The organism is Corynebacterium lubricantis DSM 45231 (genome assembly GCF_000379425.1).
Taxonomy (GTDB): domain Bacteria; phylum Actinomycetota; class Actinomycetes; order Mycobacteriales; family Mycobacteriaceae; genus Corynebacterium; species Corynebacterium lubricantis.
Window position 1 is genome coordinate 38,870 of sequence record NZ_KB902226.1, and the last position, 17,891, is coordinate 56,760.

The window sequence follows — 17,891 nt, forward strand, 5'->3', positions numbered from 1 at the left end:
GCGCTAATACTCGTTGACCAGCTTCGGCTGAGCTTCCATCCCGCGTAAACCGTTCCAACACAGATTCACAATGTGCGCCGCGACGATTTCCTTGCCTGGTTCGCGCTCATCCAACCACCACTGGGCAGTGTTTGAAACCATGCCAACCAGCGCCTGACCATACAACGTGGCCAGATCTGGGTTTAATCCACGATGCTCAAAAGCACTCCCAAGAATATGCGATACCTGGCCGACTGCAGTATTTAAGAGGGTGGAATAGCTGCGTTCCTCGCCAGGGACCTGATCGCGGACAAGGATGAGGAAGCCATCAGTGTTGTCCTCGACGTAGGTGAGCAGCGCGATGACGGCTTGCTCGATGCGCGCACGCCAGGCGCCCTCACCCAGGGAAGCCGTGATGACGGACTCCAGGTGGAGCATCTCTCGATCAACGATGACCGCGTACAAGCCTTCCTTGCCACCGAAGTGTTCGTACACGACGGGCTTGGACACCCCGGCGCGCTGGGCGATTTCCTCCACCGAGGTGCCATCTACTCCCCGCTCGGCGAAGACCGCGCGGCCCACCGAAATCAATTGTTCCCGGCGTTCTTTTCCAGTCATTCGCTGTCGAGCCATAGCCAACACCCTATCTTGCTTCCTATGTGAATTCGCTTTCGCGTTCATCCAATTAATAGCGCGACCTGCTGATTAGGGAAATAAGGACGTTCCGGTAAGATAGTGAACGTCTTTCCCCATGGTGTAATCGGCAACACTACGGTTTTTGGTACCGTCATTCTAGGTTCGAGTCCTGGTGGGGAAGCTTTTTTATGCCCAACCTGGGTTTTCCGTCGTGCGTTAGGTTCACACTCGGGGCCCCGGTTGGTCGAAACGACATACCTAATGCCCGTGGTGCTCCTGCGTTCCCGTCATCGGCTTGAGATCCGCTTGCTCGCCCGGCGCCGTGATCACGAACTGCCCCATCATCCCCTGGTCCTCGTGATAGAGCATGTGGCAGTGATACATATACGGCACCGTGGGATCAGGGTGATACCCGAATTCGACGGCCAAGCTCACCGTCGCGTTTGGCGGGATCGCAACGGTATCTTTCCATCCCGAATCGAACACATCGGGCACTTCAGTGCCTTCAATACCAAGCACCTTGAAGCGGGAGTCATGGATGTGGAAGTTGTGTGGCCAGTCCGGGTTCTCGTTAGTGACCTTCCAGATCTCAGGACCCTCGTGGTCGATGACGAAATCCACCCGATTCATATCCATGGTCTGCCCGTTGATTTCAAAGGTGTTCAACAAGAACTCGCGCTCCGGCGCACCATTCAAGTCCGGTTCCTCGCTCGCCGCGGGATCCAATGCGACAGGGACATCCGCTGCCTCGGCTGTGTCCTCGGCCGGCGCCAGAATCGGCAGCAGGTCGAAGGTGTCACGGAAACGGAAGTCGGGGGCGTATTCGTCGTCAGGCAGCCCGAAGTTGGATTCCAACCCGGCCGATTTCAAGGTGATGTCCTTACCAGGCTCCAGCTCGATGAGGATTTCTACCCGCTCTGCAGGGCCGATCAGGGCGGAGTCCACCTCGAGGGGTTCGTCGAGGAGGCCTTGGTCGGTGCCGATGACGTGGAAAGGTTGGTCGTCGTCAAGCGCAATGTTGTGAAAGCGCATCGACGACGCATTGAGGATCCGTAGGCGCACGCGCTGTGTGCTTGCCTGGAAAGATACGTTGGCCTGGCCATTGATCAGCGGAGTGTCACCCATGAGGCCGAGGACGGCGTCGTCAGTTTCGTCGAGCTGGCCGTCATCGGTGAACTTCTGGTCGGTGATGATAACCGGAATGTCGTCCACCCCGTACTCGCGCGGCACATCGAGCGCGTCGGAGATGTCATCGTCGATAATGAACATTCCTGCCAGCCCGCGGTAGCAGTGCAAGGCCGTGCGCCCGTGCGGATGCGGGTGGTACCACAGCGTCGCGGCCGCCTGATCGACCTGCCAGCTGGGCACCCATTGGCCACCGGGTTCGATCGGCGAATGGGGGCCGCCATCGGCCCAAGCCGGGATGTTCATGCCGTGCCAGTGGATGGTGGTCATTTCGTCGAGGTTGTTGGTGATGGTGACCTCGCAACGATCGCTTTTCGACGCCCGCAGCGTCGGCCCCAAGTGCGCGCCGTTGAAGCCCCAGGTCGCGGTACTCACTCCCGCGAGGAGCTCGGCTTCCCCGGGTGCGGCGGTGAGGTCAAAAGTGCGCACGCCGTCGACGATCACACCTTCGTCGAGAGGCGGAATGGGCAAAGGCCTAGTGTCCGCATCGAATCCTTGCGGCTCTGCCTGGTCGCGCTGCGTGCCACCGGGACCCTCTCCGCCGGGACCGGTACACGCTGCGAGAGTCGCACCAGCCGTGAGCACTAACATCCCCTTGAAAAAGGTGCGGCGTGAGAGTTGGTGTGGGAGCTGCTTCGACATACGACCCCTTGAAACGTGAGAAAGCGGATAAGGAATTCCATTCACCATACTACTTTCGGATGATCTGCCGGATCCATTTACCAATGAAGCACAGGTAGCCCCAGCTCGCAGCACACCGATGCACACTTCAGTGTGCAATCCCGGCCAGCACCCAGGAAATATGCGTGCCATGATATGTGTGGCACGAGATCAGTTTCGGGGGGTTGAGCTCGGGCCCGCACAAGAAAAGTTGTAGCTGCAGCCACGCGAGTGCGCGGGGAAGCACGTCGCGTGGCTGCAGCGGGTACGCAGCGGGTAAGCACATCCTTATCCCAGTGGAACACCACTTTCCGGTTTACGATTACTTGCATGAGTACTGAGCTAAAACCCTTTGAGGAACACAACGCTCGTCGGTTTATTTGGGCAAACGGGCTGCAGGGTCTGGGCGATCAAATCGTCGCCCCGAAAACAGTTCTCCCGTGGCTGTTCGGCGCGGCTGGCGTGCCGGGGTTTTTCACCGCCATGCTCGTTCCCATCCGCGAATCGCTCTCCATGCTCCCTCAGGCAGCGATGACTCCGTGGGTCACCACTCAACCTTCCCGCAAGAAGGTATGGATCATTGGCTCGCTCGGCCAGTTCATCGCGGCGGCATTGATCGCTCTGGTCGCTCTCTTCCTCAATGGTTGGGCGCTCGGTATCACCGTTGTGGTCCTACTCGGCGTGCTGTCGCTGTTTCGTTCCCTGTGCTCGATTGCTTCGAAGGATGTTCAGGGGCGGACAATCTCGAAGGGACGTCGCGGACTGATTACGGGGCGGGCCACTGCTTTGGCCGGCGCAATCGCGCTTGTCGTTGGCCTGGGATTGTCGTTTGTACAGGGAGACCTGCCACGGTGGGGCCTTGTAGCTTTGCTCGGCGGTGGTGCTTTAACGTGGGCGCTCGCGGCCATTGTGTTCCAGGGGATCCATGAACCCGAGTCTGAGGTTGATCCGCAACCCGTGAAAGAGGGGTGGTGGAAAGATACGTGGGAGCTCTTTACCGGGGATCAGCAGTTCCGCCGGTTCGTCATCGTGCGTTCCCTCATGCTGGTCACGGCCTTGTCTACCACCTTTATCGTGACTCTGAGCCAGGAAATCGGCCAAGACATCTCGAACCTTGGCATCTTTATGGTGGCCTCCGGGCTGGCATCTTTGCTCGGCGGGCGGATTTCGGGAATCTTTTCTGATCTTTCTTCGAAAAACACCATGGCCGTGTGTTCGGGGGCGGCCAGCGTCGTCATTATCTTGTTGGTAGTCTCAGCCGAATTCGCTTCCGGCGCCGTCAACGCTTGGGTGCTCCCACTCGGTTTCTTCCTCGTGACCTTGGCACACACCGGTGTGCGCGTGGCGCGAAAGACCTATCTGGTGGACATGGCCGAGGGTGATCTACGGACCCGCTACACCGGCGCCGCGAACACATTGATGGGTGTCATCTTGATCATCGTGGGTGCGATCTCTGGTGTCATCGCGCAATTCGGTTCCCAGGCGGCGCTCCTGTTCTTGGCCATCATCGGCTTTGTCGGTGTGTTCATGGCCGCGTCGATGCGTGATGTCTCCGCAAAAAGCTAGGCGAGGCGACCTCCACGCTGAATTCGGCACACTCGGAGAAGAGAATTTACCGATGATTTTGGCTAACTAGCGTTATGCTGGAATCCATTCTGAGCCGACGCGTGGGGTCACGGGAAATGACCTCCACTCAGCCCACACAACCTGCATGAGGAGTAATACATGTCCAATAGTTCAGACTGCGCTGTCGTCGTTTTGGCGGCAGGCGCTGGCACGCGTATGAAATCAGACAAGCAAAAAACGCTGCATGAGATCGGCGGACGCAGCTTGCTGTCACATTCGCTCCATGCTGCAGCAGGAATCGAGCCAGAGCACATCGTCGCAGTCGTTGGACACCAACGTGACCAGGTCTCCCCTGCTGTAGACAAGGTCTCCGAAGAAATTGGCCGCGAGGTCAAGCAGGCCGTACAGGAAGAACAAAACGGCACCGGCCACGCCGTACAGTGCGGCTTGGCTCCTATTGTCGGCTACACCGGAACCGTCCTGGTCACCAACGCGGATGTTCCACTCCTACAGTCCGATACCCTCAAGTCTTTGGTCAAGGCTCACGAGGAGAACAAGGCTGCTGTCACGGTCTTGTCTCTGAAGCTGGACAACCCTACCGGTTACGGTCGCATCCTCCGAGACGCCGACGGCAACGTGCAGGAAATCGTGGAGGAGAAGGACGCCTCAAACGAGCAGAAGCAGGTCACCGAGGTCAACTCCGGTGTTTTCGCCTTCGACGGCGCTGTGTTGGCAGATGCGCTGACCCGGATCGACAGCAACAATGCTCAAGGCGAGCTCTACATCACGGATGTGCTCGGCATCGCCCGCAATGATGGCAAGGTCGTCTCCGCGCACATCGCGCAGGACCCTCGCGAACTCGCTGGTGTCAACGACCGCGTCCAGCTCGCTGAGGCCGGAGCCGAGCTCAACCGCCGCACTGTCGAGGCCGCCATGCGCGGGGGCGCCACAATCGTCGATCCTCGCTCCACCTTCATCGGTGTCGACGTCAAGATTGGCCGCGACGTGGTGATCCACCCGAACACCCAGCTCTGGGGCGCAACCGTGATTGCAGACCGCGCTGAGATCGGCCCGGATACCACCCTGACCGACATGATCGTTGGCGAGGGAGCATCGGTCGTGCGCACCCACGGTTCGGAATCCGAGATCGGTGCGCAGGCAACCGTCGGCCCGTACACCTTCATTCGACCCAAGACCGTCCTGGGCGAACGCGGCAAGCTGGGTGGATTCGTGGAATCGAAGAACGCACAGATCGGTGCCGGTTCGAAGGTTCCGCACCTAACCTACATCGGCGATGCCACGGTGGGCGAAGAATCCAACATCGGCGCCTCGAGCGTGTTCGTCAACTATGACGGCGTACACAAGCACCAGACAAACATCGGTTCTTATGTGCGCACGGGATCCGACACCATGTTTGTTGCCCCGGTAACTGTGGGTGATGGGGCATATACTGGCGCGGGAACTGTCGTGCTTAAGGACGTTCCAGCGGGTGCACTTGCTATTAAAGAAGGTCGCCAGCGTAATATCGAAGGATGGGTCGAGGACAAGCGACCTGGCACCCCGGCGGCACAGGCTGCTCAACGTGCACGTGAAAACTCTACGAAGCAGGAAGGCTAACCCGCACCACTATGTCCGGATACTTCACTGAAGGCCACAAGAAACTCATGCTTTTCTCGGGGCGTGCGCACCCCGAACTTGCAGAAGCAGTGGCCAAAGAGCTCGGCACTGAGCTCACCCCCACCGTCGCACGTGATTTTGCAAACGGCGAGATCTTCGTTCGCTTCGAAGAGTCTGTTCGTGGCGCTGACTGTTTTGTCATGCAGTCCCACGCACAGCCACTGAACAAGTGGATCATGGAGCAGCTGATCATGATCGATGCACTCAAGCGTGGTTCCGCAAAGCGCATCACCGCGATTTTGCCTTTCTACCCTTATGCGCGCCAGGACAAGAAGCACCGTGGCCGCGAGCCAATTTCTGCTCGCCTGATTGCTGATTTGCTCACTGCTGCCGGCGCAGACCGGATCGTCTCGGTTGACCTGCACACCGATCAGATCCAGGGCTTCTTCGACGGTCCGGTCGATCACATGCACGCCATGCCGATCCTGACCGATTACATCAAGGAGCGCTACCCACTGGATAACCTCATGGTGGTCTCCCCTGACGCAGGCCGCGTGAAAACGGCGGAGAAGTGGGCGAACGCTTTGGGCGATGCCCCACTGGCCTTCGTTCACAAGACCCGCAGCATCGACGAGGCCAACAAGGTTGTCGCAAACCGCGTTGTCGGCGATGTTGAGGGCAAGAACTGTGTGCTTCTCGACGACATGATCGACACCGGCGGCACCATCGCCGGCGCTGTTGGCGTGCTCAAGGAAGCCGGTGCTAAGTCCGTGCTGATCGCCACCACTCACGGTGTGTTCTCGGGCCCTGCCCGCGAGCGTCTCTCCCAGTGTGGCGCCGAGGAGATCATCACCACCGATACCCTGCCTCAGTCCACCGAGGGTTGGGACAATCTCACTGTCTTGTCCATCGCTCCGCTTCTGGCGAAGACGATCCACGAGATTTTCGAGAATGGTTCCGTGACCACGCTGTTTGAGGGTCAAGCTTAAGCATTTTTCGCTTTTCGACGAGAAGCGGTTCCTGGCAGATGTGCCAGGAACCGCTTTTTGTTTTCTCCGGCTCATTACTATTTCTTGTGGCAGAATTGAGCATATCTAATTAAATAATCTGGTCTAACTCCTCGAGCACGCCCTTCCTAGAGCTAAGGAAAAAGGTATGGCAACCGATCTAAATTTTGTCGGGATCATAGGTAATAACTCAACCCAGTCAACGAACCGCACGCTGATGCACTACATCGCGAAGCACTTCGCCGATCAGGCAGAGATTGAAGTATTCGAAATCCGAGACATCCCGCCCTTCAAAGTCTCCGATGATAAGATTCCCCCGGCTGAGCTCCGCCCGCTCATGGAGGCCATCGAAGCCAGCGATGGCGTCGTCATTGCCACCCCGGAGTATGACCACACCGTTCCGGCCGCTCTAAAAAGCGTCCTCGAATGGCTGAGCTGGACCTCCGAAGTGTTGCGTTGGAAGCCTGTGATGATCTCCGGTGCTTCCTATGGTCGCCTAGGTACCTCGCGTGCCCAGGATCATCTCCGCCAGATCCTCACCAGCCCGTTCATTCAGGCTCGGGTACTTGCCCCGCAGTTCCTGCTTGGTGATTCGCTCCAGGCGTTTGACAACAACGGCGATCTAATCAAGGAATCCGACATCACAGAACTTGATTCCGTGTGGTCCAGGTTCATGATATTCACGCAACTTGTTAAATCAGTCGAAGGCAAGGAAGTGGCGCAATAATGGTTAAAGTCATTGGTATTGTCGGTTCAAACGCGGACTTTTCCTACAACCGCATCCTCCTCCAGTTCATTGAGAAGCATTTCGCAGACGAGCTCGATTTCGAGATCTGTGAAATCAAAGATCTCCCCATGTTTGATGCCAGCAACGATCTCTCCGAGACCGAGCCGATCGCGTCGATCGCGGAGAAGATCGAGGCAGCTGACGGCGTCATCATCGCCACTCCGGAATACAACCATTCCATCCCTTCCGCACTGAATAGCTTCATCGAGTGGATGTCGGACAAGTTGCATCCTTTCGATGGCAAGCCGGTGATGGTCGTCGGTGCGTCGACAAGCATCCAGGGCTCCTCGCGCGCCCAGCTGCACTTGCGCCAAATCCTCGATGCCCCAGGGGTCAGCGCCACTGTCATGCCCGGCAGCGAGTTCCTGCTGGGCTCCGCGCACGAGGCGTTTGACGACGAAGGCAACATTTTAAACTCCGATACGGTCGCATTCCTGGAATCCTGCGTAAAGCGTTTCGTTCGCTTCATTTCGGTGGCTAACCTGCTTAACTTGCCAGAGGAGATTGCCTTTGAGCCTGGCACCTACACCGTCGCCGCCGTTGGTTATAGCGGCAAGCTACCGATGAAGGTGACCTTCGGCCACGACCGCATCGAGAACATCGATATTGATACCACCGGTGAGACCCAGGGCATCGCCGATGTCGTTTTCACTCGCATCCCCGAGCAGATTATCTCTGGCCAGACGCTGAACATTGACACTATCTCTGGTGCGACCTCCACCAGCCAGGGAGTCCTCGACGGTGTGGCGGATGCGGTCAGGCTGGCCGACGCGGACCCAGAGATTCTGCGCAATCGCCCGAAGCCAAGCAAGGCATCCATCATCGCGCCCATCACCTTAGAAACCGATGTCGTAGTCGTTGGCGGCGGTGGAGCCGGACTGGCCGCCGCAGCCTCTGTGCTCCAGAACGACAAGAAGGTCATCCTGCTGGAGAAGTTCCCTGCCATCGGCGGAAATACTGTGCGCACCGGCGGCCCAATGAACTCGGCGGATCCGACCTGGCAGGAGAAGTTTGCTGCACTACCCGGTGAAGATGTGACGCTGCGGGAGCTCGTCGATACGCCCGAATCGGAGATTGATCCGGAATACCTCGACGATTTCCGCGCGGCCCAAGCCGAAATCACGGAGTACTTCGCGAAAACCGAGGGCGGAGAGGAGTATCTCTTCGACTCCGCCTTGTGGCACCGCATGCAAACCTATCTCGGTGGCAAGCGCACCGATCTCACAGGTACCCGCACTTATGGCCAGTACGACCTGGTCAAGACGCTGACCGACAATGTGCTCGATTCGGTGCACTGGCTGGAAGAGATCGGCGTAGAGTTCAACTATGAGGACGTGTCCATGCCGGTGGGGGCGCTCTGGCGTCGTGGCCACAAGCCAGTGGCCAACGAGGGTTTTGCGTACGTTGATGCGCTGTCCAAGTGGGTGGAATCGCATGGCGGCGAGATCAAGACCGAGATGGACGTGAAGAAGCTGATCATCGAGGACGGCCGCGTCGTCGGAGTCGAGGCGATGAACGGCGACCAGCGCGTCATCGTGCGCGCCAATGCTGTGGTCCTGGCCAGCGGCGGCTTCGGCTCGAACACGAAGATGCTGCAAAAGTACAACACGTACTGGGCCGAGATCGCCGATGACACGACTACTTCCAACTCCCCTGCCCTGCAGGGCGACGGCATCAATCTGGGTCTGCAGGCCGACGCCGAGCTGATGGACATGGGCTTTATTCAGATGCTACCTACTTGTGACCCGAAAACCGGGGCTCTGTTTACCGGTTTGCAGGTGCCGCCGGCGAACTTTGTCATGGTCAACCAGCGGGGTCGCCGCTTCGTCAACGAGTTCGGCAGCCGCGATGAGATCTCCAAGGCAGCCATTGATAATGGCACGCTCTACTACCTCATCGCCGACGACGAGATCAAGAAGACCGCCTACAACACCACCCAGGAAAAGCTGGATCAGCAGGTGGAGAAAAACGACGGCACGCTCTACCGCGCCGATACCCTCGAGGAGCTCGCGGAGCAGATTGGCATCGATCCTGCAGTGCTCGTCGAGGAGGTCACCAAGTACAACTCCTATGTAGATGCAGGTGCCGACCCGGAGTTCCACAAGTCCGCCTTCGATCTCAAGGTGGAGAAGGCGCCGTTTTATGCCACCTCGCGTCGCCCGGCGGTGCACCACACCATGGGCGGGCTGAAGATCAACACCAACACCGAGGTGATCAACACCGCAGGCGAGGTCATCCCGGGCCTGTATGCTGCGGGCGAGGTCTCCGGCGGCATCCACGCGGGCAATCGCCTGGGTGGCAACGCCCTGGCCGATATTTTCACCTTCGGTCGCTTCGCGGGCACCAACGCCGCGAAGCACAACAGCTAGGTCACCCAGGAGTTCGATGACGATGCACATCGCTAGTACCCACGTACACATGATGGGCACCGTCATCGAGGTCCAGGTGGAGGCCGAGCGAGCACAATCGCTTATCGACGAGGCCATCCGGCGACTCAGAATCTATGAGCACCGCTTCAGCGCCAACGATCCTGCCTCGGAATTAGGTGAGCTCAATAGTGCTGCCGGGCGCCGCCCCGTCGAGGTGCATCCCGAGCTGTTCGAATTGATCTCGCTTGGCATCGAGAACAGCCTGGCACCTAAGTCGATGCTCAACATTGCGATTGGCCCGCTGGTGCAGCTGTGGCGCATCGGCTTTGCGGATGCGAATGTTCCCGACCCTGCTGCGATCGACGCGGCTCTGCAACTTACCGATCCCGCGCTTATCGAACTCGATGCAGAGTCTGGCCAAGTCTTCTTGGCGCGCAGCGGGATGAAAATCGACTTAGGTGCGGTGGCTAAGGGATATATCGCCGACCTGATCATCGCCTACTTCAAGGACCAGGGTGCTCACTCTGCAATGATCAACCTGGGCGGAAATGTGCTGACTTTTGGCCCTTCCCCGCGCCAATCCGATGGCCACTGGCGTATCGGGTTGCGCCATCCCAACAACGAAAACGATCAGATTATCGGCGCCATCACCGTTGGGGAACAATCAGTAGTGACCAGTGGTGTGTATCAGCGCCGCCTCAACAAAGATGGTCGCACCTACCACCACATCTTGGACCCTGCCACGGGCTATCCCCTAGAGACGGATGTGGTCTCCTTGACCATCGTCTCGCCGCGGTCGGTCGACGGCGAGATCTGGACCAGCAGGCTTTTCGGTCGCTCCGCCTCTGAAATCCTGCTGGAGATCAGCACCCAGCCCGAGTGCAGCGCGCTCGTGATTACCGAAGATCTCGAACTTTATGCCTCCGGTGAACTCCGTGAACAGTTAGCGTTTAGTTAGGTCGTCTTCCCTCATTGATCTGACTTTTGTCGTGACCCCGACTATTCTTGGGGCATTTATTGCCTTTTTATTGTCTATTTTGAATTGGGGAAGAGATGAAACGCGCCTTTGCAATTGCAATGGCCTACTTTGGTGTGACGGTGGGTGCCGGTTTCGCTTCAGGCCAGGAAATGCTGCAGTACTACGTGGCACACGGTTGGTGGGGAATCCTAGGCGCAATCGTCGTCCTGCTCATCATGCCGTTAACCGCAATGATCGCTTTACAATACGGCAGCTATTTTCAGGCATCGTCGCATAAGCGCGTTTTTACTTCGATCACCTCGAAGATTCCGGCCACATTTATCGACTACGCCGTCACAGCCACCCAATTCGCCGTGGCCTTCGTCATGCTCTCCGGCGCGGGCGCGAATCTTCATCAACAATTCGGCTTGCCCCTGTGGGTCGGCTCAACTCTTATGCTCATCCTCGTGTTGGTTTTCGGCATGATGGACGTTGACAAGGTCACCAACGCCATCGGAGCCATCACTCCCGTGGTGATCATCTTCATGACGCTGGCGGCCATCGCAGCCCTGACCGATCCCCCAGAACCCTTCGACGGGATCCAAGAATTCGCCACGACCCATATCGACCCCGCGGTACCGAATTGGTGGCTGTCCACGCTGAACTACATTGGCCTGTCCATGATGGGCGGGGTCTCCATGGGCGTAGTCATCGGTGGCGCCAACCTGGACACGAAATCCGCTGGCCGCGGTGGGTTCCTGGGTGGTTTTCTCTTTGGTGCCATTCTGCTTCTTCTGGTCGTTGGAATGCTCTTCCAAGTCACAGAGCTTTACGACGATGCACTCCCCACCCTGACCCTCGTCAACGAGATCCACCCTGCTCTTGGCACGATCGCAGCTCTGGCGACCTATTTGATGATCTTCTCCACGGCGCTCGGATCCTTTTACGCGCTGACTCGTCGACTCGTCCCGAATAATCCAAAGCGTTTCAAACCTGTCTTCATTGTGGTTGTTTTTATCGGCTATGCGTTGTCCTTCGTCGACTTTGCCACCTTGGTCAATACTGTTTTCCCGGCCCTCGGATATGCCGGCATCGTCATGATCGTCGTGCTCATTGGCACCTGGTTTATGCGTGGTCGCGGAATTGTGAACGAGGAATCGTCGCGACGCGATAAAATCCGCAACCTGATCTGGCGCATGTTGGACCCCAATGAAAAGTTCACCACCGCCCACCGCGCTCAATTGTCACGCGAAGTCTTTAGCTCGCCGCTCGAGAGCACCAAGCTACGATCCGCCATGGCTGAGGAAGTCATCGACGAACTCGACGCTGACTCTTCCTCCGACTTTGACAAGGACTCTTTCGAGTTGGATCAGCAGTGGGTACAAGGACGCTACGATCCCACCCAGGCCGGAGAAGTCCGAATTGTCAACGAAAGCGACCCTAAGTAGTGGTCCTCCTCTGCCCCGCAATGTTGACCACGGCCATCACCAGCAGGATGCAGGCTGCGCCGAGGAAAGCCCACCAGGCATGAATGTTGTAAAGGGGAAGGATCACAATCGGTGTCAGCGAGTTGCCGAAGAACCTGAAAGCTTGAATCGTCGAGAGCATCTGGGTGCCTCCCGGCGCGCGCAACACAATCATGTTCATCGACACTTGTGTGCCTTGAACAGCTAGAACCGCAATGCCCCAGAACACCGCGATGAGAATCATCCACGGCGAGACCGCAATAGCCAATAACGCGACCGCAGCGACGATCAGCCCACCGGCAAGTACTGGGCGCGGACCGTGCTTGTCGGCAAGGCCTCCCACGTAGCGGGCAAAAATGAACGCCGTGAGTCCACCGATCATCACGATCGCACCGCGAGTCACCGGGCCCGCGCCGAACCTGTCGCCAACGTACAGCGCGATAATGAATGACATACCGATCACACCCGTGCCCACTGACAGCAGCGTGAGCATAGCGCGCACGATGGGCCAGTTGAGTTTGAAGCGGCGCGAGCCCGGCGCGGGTGGGCTCGCCGGGACATCGGGGACGCGCACAATCACAATCACCACGGCAAATACGGCGAGGAACACATACATTAAGCGCCAGCTCACAAGCGAAGTCACACCAGCGACCAGAGGCGCAGAGAAGAGCCCGAAGGATTGCATCGCGGCATAGGTGCCCAACGCCTGACCCAACTTGTCGTCCGGGGTGATGTGTTTCAGCACCTGCTGCAGGAGCGGCGCGGTAAACGCATTACCTATCGCGGCCACAATAAACGCCACGAGGAACAGCCACCACACCGGAGTAACTACCAGCACGAAGGCTGCTACAGCGATGACCAAGTACGCAGTGCGGATCACCCCGGCTGGCCGCAGGTTACGCACCAAGTAGGAGGAAAAGAGCATCGTCACGGCCAAAGGAAGCATGTAGGCCGTCATCGTCAGCGAGGCCAATTCCAGCGAGATCCCAAAATCCGCGGCGAATTCCGGAAGCACCACAGACAGCGACTGCCCCGCGAAGGGCCCGAGAAAGCCACCGATCATGATGCAGACATAGCGGAATTTATCCATGAGGTGATTGTATGGGTACATGCCAACAATTGAGTCGGTTTACTCCGCGCTACTGCCCCTCGCCGACCCCGATCGGGCGGTCGGTATGGAGGCATATATGCGCGATAAATTCCCGTTCTTGGGGGTTTCCGCAGGAGTTCGTCGCAAAGCGACGCGTGCCATCGTGCATGAACGACCCACCGACTTCGACTTCGCCGCACAACTTTTTGGCGAGGACGAGCGGGAGTTCCACTACTGCGCGTGCGACCATGTGCGCTTTGGTCGCTTGTCGACGACCGACCTGCCCGCTTTGAAGCGCCTAGTCCAAACGAAATCGTGGTGGGACACCGTCGACCCGCTGGCGAAAGCTGTCGGATCGGCTGCGGATGCTGAATCGATGCGCATCTGGGCTGCGGATGAGGATTTTTGGGTGCGCCGCGTTGCTATCATCCATCAGTTGGGTTTCAAGCAGGACACCGATGCCGAGCTCCTCTCCGAGTGCATCGAGGCGAACCTGGGATCGACCGAGTTCTTCATTAATAAGGCCATCGGCTGGGCACTGCGCGACTACTCGAAATCAAACCCCTCGTGGGTGTCGGAGTTCATTGCCACCCACGACCTCGCCGCGCTCTCGGTGCGGGAAGGATCGAAGTACCTGTAGTTCTTGCCATCTCCTTTCCGGTCCTTGGTATTGTGCGATGGGACACAAAGCGCCCACCTGACACCGATTTTTCAAAGGACACTATGAAAGCAACCTCCACCCCGCGTGAGCGTCGACGCGTCGTCGCTGCAACCACCGTTGGCACCGCTATCGAGTGGTACGACTTCTTCCTCTACGCCGCCGTGGCAGGGTTGGTTTTTAATCAGCTGATGTTTGGGCCCGTCGGAGACGGCTCCTCCACGATTCTGGCCTTCCTCACCGCAGGCCTTTCCTTCCTCTTCCGCCCGCTCGGCGCGTTTTTGGCCGGCCATTTCGCGGACAAAGTAGGACGACGCTTCGTCTTGATGGTCACGCTTTTCGCTATGGGTGGGGCGACGACCCTGATTGGCTTGGTACCCACCTACGAGCAAGCCGGCATCTGGGCGCCGCTTGCGCTGGTGGTGCTGCGCATCGTGCAGGGAATGTCGGCAGGTGGCGAATGGGGCTCTGCGGTACTGCTCGCCGTTGAGCACGCCCCCACCGAAAAGCGTGGCTTCTTCGGGGCTGGCCCACAGATCGGTGCGCCGATTGGTCTGCTCATGGCCAACGGTGCTCTTGCCCTGATGAACTGGATTGCTCCTGGGGACGCTTTCATGGACTGGGGCTGGCGCGTGCCTTTCCTTTTCTCCATTGTGCTCGTGGTCATTGGTTACCTCATCCGCGTCGGCGTCGACGAATCTCCCGTCTTTACCGAAATGGCCGACGACCGCGAAGCCCGTGCGGTTCCCGCTCATCCGATTGCCACGCTGTTTTCCAAGTACTGGCCCCTGGTGATTGCGGGTGCTCTCCTGTTCGCAGCGAACGGGGTCGCGGGCTACATGATGGCCGGTGGCTACATTCAGAACTACACCACAAATCCGGATGGGCTCGCGCTTGAGCGCGGCACGATCTTGCTTATCGTGACAGGTGCTGCGGCCGTATGGGTCGTCTCCACATTGTTCGCAGGCTGGGTCTCGGACAAGATCGGGCGTCGCACGACCTTCCTTCTCGGCTTCATCGTGCAAGCCATCGCCGTGATCACACTGTTCCCCCTGGTCAACACCGGTAACTACGGCACAATCTTCTTAGGCCTCGGATTCCTCTCCATCGGACTGGGCCTGACCTATGGCCAAACGAGTGCCACCTACGCGGAGCTCTTCCCCGCCTCGATCCGTGGCTCGGGAGTATCCATCACTTATGCCATCGGCTCGATTATCGGCGGCGCCTTCGCCCCAATGATCGCCGCATGGATGGTAGAAAATACGGGCTCTACCTGGGGAGTCACTGCCTACCTGCTCACCGCCACCGTGATCGGTTTCATCACCGCCGCCCTGCTCCGCGACCGCACCGGCCTCCCGCTCGGCCATGAATACGAAGAGCAACAAGCACGAGGCCACTTCGTGTTTTCGCGCTAGCTCCCTCTGTCAGAAGTGCGGTTTGGCCCAGTACACTAGCTGGTGTTATGCTTTTCAGCGTCTCGGCGAGGGCCTGAAAGAATGGCCGTTATCGACGCGATAAGTATCACAGACTTTTCTAGCCTGCGATCACTCGACGAGCAAAACACGTTTGAGTTGGTCGCAGGTTTTCTTCATGGAACACCTACTTTAGCGGCCGCTACCACTACATTTAGGAGTTCACATGGCTGAAACCCCAGTAATCAAGGCAGAGCTGCGCGAAGAGTTCGGCAAGGGTGCTTCCCGCCGTCTGCGCCGCGACCGTCGCCTCCCAGGCGTTCTGTACTCGAAGGGTGCAGAGACCCTCCACTTCCACGCTGACCTGCTCGAGGTTCAGGCTCTCGTTCGTAACGACGGCGTCAACGCTGTCCTCGAGCTCGAGGTTGACGGCGAGCAGCACCTCGCAATGGTCAAGTACATCGACCAGAACGTGCTCACCCTTGACATCGACCACATCGACCTGCTGGGCATCAAGCGCGGCGAAAAGGTTGAGGTTGACGTTGCAGTTGTCACCGAGGGCGAGATCGCTCCAGGTGCCATCATGATCCAGGAAGCAGACGTTATCACCATCGAGGTTGACGCTCTGAAGATTCCTGAAGAGATCACCGTTTCTGTCGAGGGCAAGGAGATCGGCGACCAGATCCTGGCTAAGGACATCACCCTGCCAGCTGGCGCATCCCTGATCACCGAGCCAGAAGACCTGATCATCAACGTCACCTACGAAGAGGTTGACACCGAGCTCGAAGAGGCTGCAGCAGCAGCTGAGGAAGGCGGCGCAGAAGCAGGCGCCGAGTCCACCGACTCCGAGTAAGCATTTCGCTTCACGACGATTCGCCCGCCCCGCTGGTCTCCAGCGGGGCGGGCTTCGTTTGTGTGCCAATATAGAGGCGTGTCTGACTCACCTCTATTAATCGTCGGCCTGGGCAATCCCGGCCCGCAGTATGCCGAAACTCGCCACAATGTCGGGGTCATGGTCATTGAGGAACTTCTTGGTGAAGTCTCCCCCATGGCCGCCACCTTAAGCGTGCACAAGAAGACCAACACCGAGGTCGCCGAGCTCACCGCCGGCCGGTTGACATCCCGACAAACAATTCTGGCACGGACCAGGGCATACATGAACGTTTCGGGCGGGCCCGTCAAGGCCCTGGCCAATTACTTCGGAGTCTCTCCTTCCGATCTCTACGTCATCTACGACGAGATCGACCAAGACTTCGGGGAAATCAAACTCCGCTCCGGTGGCGGCGATCATGGCCATAACGGGCTGAAGTCCGTGACCAAGTCTCTCGGAACCGGCGATTACAACAAGCTCGGCGTAGGAATCGGCCGACCACCCGGGCGTCAACCCGTCGCCGATTACGTGCTCAAACCCTTTAGCAAGAAGGAACAAGGCGAGCTCCCCTTCGTTCGCGGAGACGCCGCCTCGGAACTGCTGCGCGCGCTGCGCTAGCCCTTGATCCCCTGGCAGAAATTTCCTTGGTCCCGGCCCACGAGGTGCACTTCGCATGACTTCTCTCCCAGCGACCTGGGGTTTTATATTTCGCAGTGCGTTAGGTTCGGTTCGGGGATCCCAACCCGAGATACTTCAAACTTAAATTTTTGGTACGGTGGGAATTATCCGAAAGGATGACCTTAAATAACCAAATCTCCAAGTGAGAAGGATCTACATAATGAGCAACGCAGTTTTCAATCAAGACCTATTTAAAGACAAAGTAGCCGTAGTCACCGGTGGCACCTCAGGTATTGGCCAAGGGGTTGCCCAGTACCTCGCCGAGCTCGGCGCCAAGGTGTACGCAGTTGGCCTTGGTTCTGACAAGGTTTCCTTTCCCGAAGGCCTCAACGTCGAAGTTCGCGAAGTAGATGTTACTAACGACGACCACTTAAAGTCCCTGTTCGCTGAACTTGATCGCCTGGACATTTTAGTTCCGGCAGCTGGTATCAGCATGGGCGCAAAGGAAATGGAGTGGGAGGCCTATAATAAGGTCCTCTCTATTCAGCTACAGGGCGTTTACCGCACTATTAACCTTGCTGAGGATCTACTCAAGGCAAACAAGCGCACAGTAATAAACATCGCTTCGATGTACTCCTACTTCGGTGGCGGCACCGCAGTTGCTTATTCCAGCGCAAAGGGTGGCATTGTCCAGCTCACTAAATCCCTCGCAGAGGCATGGGGCAAGGACGGGGTTCGTGTGAACGCCGTGGCGCCCGGCTGGATTAATACCCCACTTTTGAGCGCCGTAGATGATGTTGCCCCTGGTGCGAGCGAGCGCATTCTCTCCCGCACTCCGGCAGGTCGCTTCGGCGAACCCGAGGAGATCGCATCGACGATCGCCTTCCTCGCTTCCGATGCCGCCGCGTTCGTCAACGGCGTTACTTTGCCAGTAGACGGCGGCTACCTCACCGTCGGCATCTAGATTCTGAGCCCTAAAACTGCCCCGGGCCGAACCAAACGCACTGCGAAA

General features: G+C 58.1%; 15 protein-coding genes. 12 read left to right on the forward strand and 3 right to left on the reverse strand.

The window, feature by feature from the left end:
- Positions 1 to 3: 3 nt before the first annotated feature.
- Positions 4 to 612, reverse strand: coding sequence for a TetR/AcrR family transcriptional regulator (locus A37O_RS0110700; RefSeq protein WP_026196314.1), 609 nt, complete (start codon positions 610 to 612; stop codon positions 4 to 6).
- A 261-nt stretch (positions 613 to 873) separates the two neighbouring features.
- Positions 874 to 2,442 carry a multicopper oxidase domain-containing protein gene (locus A37O_RS0110705; protein WP_018297496.1) on the reverse strand — a complete coding sequence of 523 codons (1,569 nt, stop codon included), beginning with the start codon at positions 2,440 to 2,442 and terminating at the stop codon, positions 874 to 876.
- Between the two features lie 348 nt (positions 2,443 to 2,790).
- On the opposite strand from A37O_RS0110705, the gene A37O_RS0110710 reads away from it, so the two are divergent.
- From A37O_RS0110710 to A37O_RS15390, 7 genes are all read left to right on the forward strand, one after another.
- Positions 2,791 to 4,026: an MFS transporter gene (locus A37O_RS0110710; protein ID WP_018297497.1), complete on the forward strand. Its 1,236-nt coding sequence runs from the start codon at positions 2,791 to 2,793 to the stop codon at positions 4,024 to 4,026.
- Between the two features lie 159 nt (positions 4,027 to 4,185).
- Positions 4,186 to 5,643, forward strand: coding sequence for a bifunctional UDP-N-acetylglucosamine diphosphorylase/glucosamine-1-phosphate N-acetyltransferase GlmU (gene glmU / locus A37O_RS0110715; RefSeq protein WP_018297498.1), 1,458 nt, complete (start codon positions 4,186 to 4,188; stop codon positions 5,641 to 5,643).
- A gap of 11 nt (positions 5,644 to 5,654) precedes the next feature.
- Positions 5,655 to 6,632: a ribose-phosphate diphosphokinase gene (locus tag A37O_RS0110720; RefSeq protein WP_018297499.1), complete on the forward strand. Its 978-nt coding sequence runs from the start codon at positions 5,655 to 5,657 to the stop codon at positions 6,630 to 6,632.
- 166 nt (positions 6,633 to 6,798) lie between these two features.
- Complete coding sequence (locus tag A37O_RS0110725) at positions 6,799 to 7,377, forward strand: NADPH-dependent FMN reductase (RefSeq protein ID WP_018297500.1); 579 nt, start codon at positions 6,799 to 6,801, stop codon at positions 7,375 to 7,377.
- Positions 7,377 to 9,806, forward strand: a complete 2,430-nt coding sequence (locus A37O_RS0110730; protein ID WP_018297501.1) for a flavocytochrome c — start codon at positions 7,377 to 7,379, stop codon at positions 9,804 to 9,806. Before A37O_RS0110725 ends, A37O_RS0110730 begins: the two co-directional genes overlap by 1 nt.
- 22 nt (positions 9,807 to 9,828) lie before the next feature.
- Positions 9,829 to 10,764 carry an FAD:protein FMN transferase gene (locus A37O_RS0110735; RefSeq protein ID WP_026196315.1) on the forward strand — a complete coding sequence of 312 codons (936 nt, stop codon included), beginning with the start codon at positions 9,829 to 9,831 and terminating at the stop codon, positions 10,762 to 10,764.
- A gap of 95 nt (positions 10,765 to 10,859) precedes the next feature.
- Positions 10,860 to 12,212: a YkvI family membrane protein gene (locus A37O_RS15390; protein ID WP_018297503.1), complete on the forward strand. Its 1,353-nt coding sequence runs from the start codon at positions 10,860 to 10,862 to the stop codon at positions 12,210 to 12,212.
- On the opposite strand, the gene A37O_RS0110745 is transcribed toward A37O_RS15390, so the two are convergent.
- Positions 12,205 to 13,320, reverse strand: a complete 1,116-nt coding sequence (locus A37O_RS0110745) for an MFS transporter (RefSeq protein ID WP_033378111.1) — start codon at positions 13,318 to 13,320, stop codon at positions 12,205 to 12,207. The genes A37O_RS15390 and A37O_RS0110745 overlap by 8 nt on opposite strands.
- A 19-nt stretch (positions 13,321 to 13,339) precedes the next feature.
- Between A37O_RS0110745 and A37O_RS0110750 the strand changes: the two genes are divergently transcribed.
- From A37O_RS0110750 to A37O_RS0110770, 5 genes are all read left to right on the forward strand, one after another.
- Positions 13,340 to 13,960, forward strand: coding sequence for a DNA alkylation repair protein (locus A37O_RS0110750; protein WP_018297505.1), 621 nt, complete (start codon positions 13,340 to 13,342; stop codon positions 13,958 to 13,960).
- 83 nt (positions 13,961 to 14,043) lie between these two features.
- Positions 14,044 to 15,393, forward strand: a complete 1,350-nt coding sequence (locus A37O_RS0110755) for an MFS transporter (RefSeq protein ID WP_018297506.1) — start codon at positions 14,044 to 14,046, stop codon at positions 15,391 to 15,393.
- A 223-nt stretch (positions 15,394 to 15,616) separates the two neighbouring features.
- The gene (locus A37O_RS0110760) at positions 15,617 to 16,243 is read left to right on the forward strand and encodes a 50S ribosomal protein L25/general stress protein Ctc (protein ID WP_018297507.1); all 627 of its coding nucleotides are present in this window, start codon (positions 15,617 to 15,619) and stop codon (positions 16,241 to 16,243) included.
- Positions 16,244 to 16,321: 78 nt separating this feature from the next.
- A complete protein-coding gene (pth, locus tag A37O_RS0110765; RefSeq protein WP_018297508.1) occupies positions 16,322 to 16,879 on the forward strand; it encodes an aminoacyl-tRNA hydrolase in 558 nt (185 codons plus the stop codon).
- 220 nt (positions 16,880 to 17,099) lie between these two features.
- Positions 17,100 to 17,843 carry an SDR family NAD(P)-dependent oxidoreductase gene (locus A37O_RS0110770; RefSeq protein WP_018297509.1) on the forward strand — a complete coding sequence of 248 codons (744 nt, stop codon included), beginning with the start codon at positions 17,100 to 17,102 and terminating at the stop codon, positions 17,841 to 17,843.
- Positions 17,844 to 17,891: the final 48 nt, after the last annotated feature.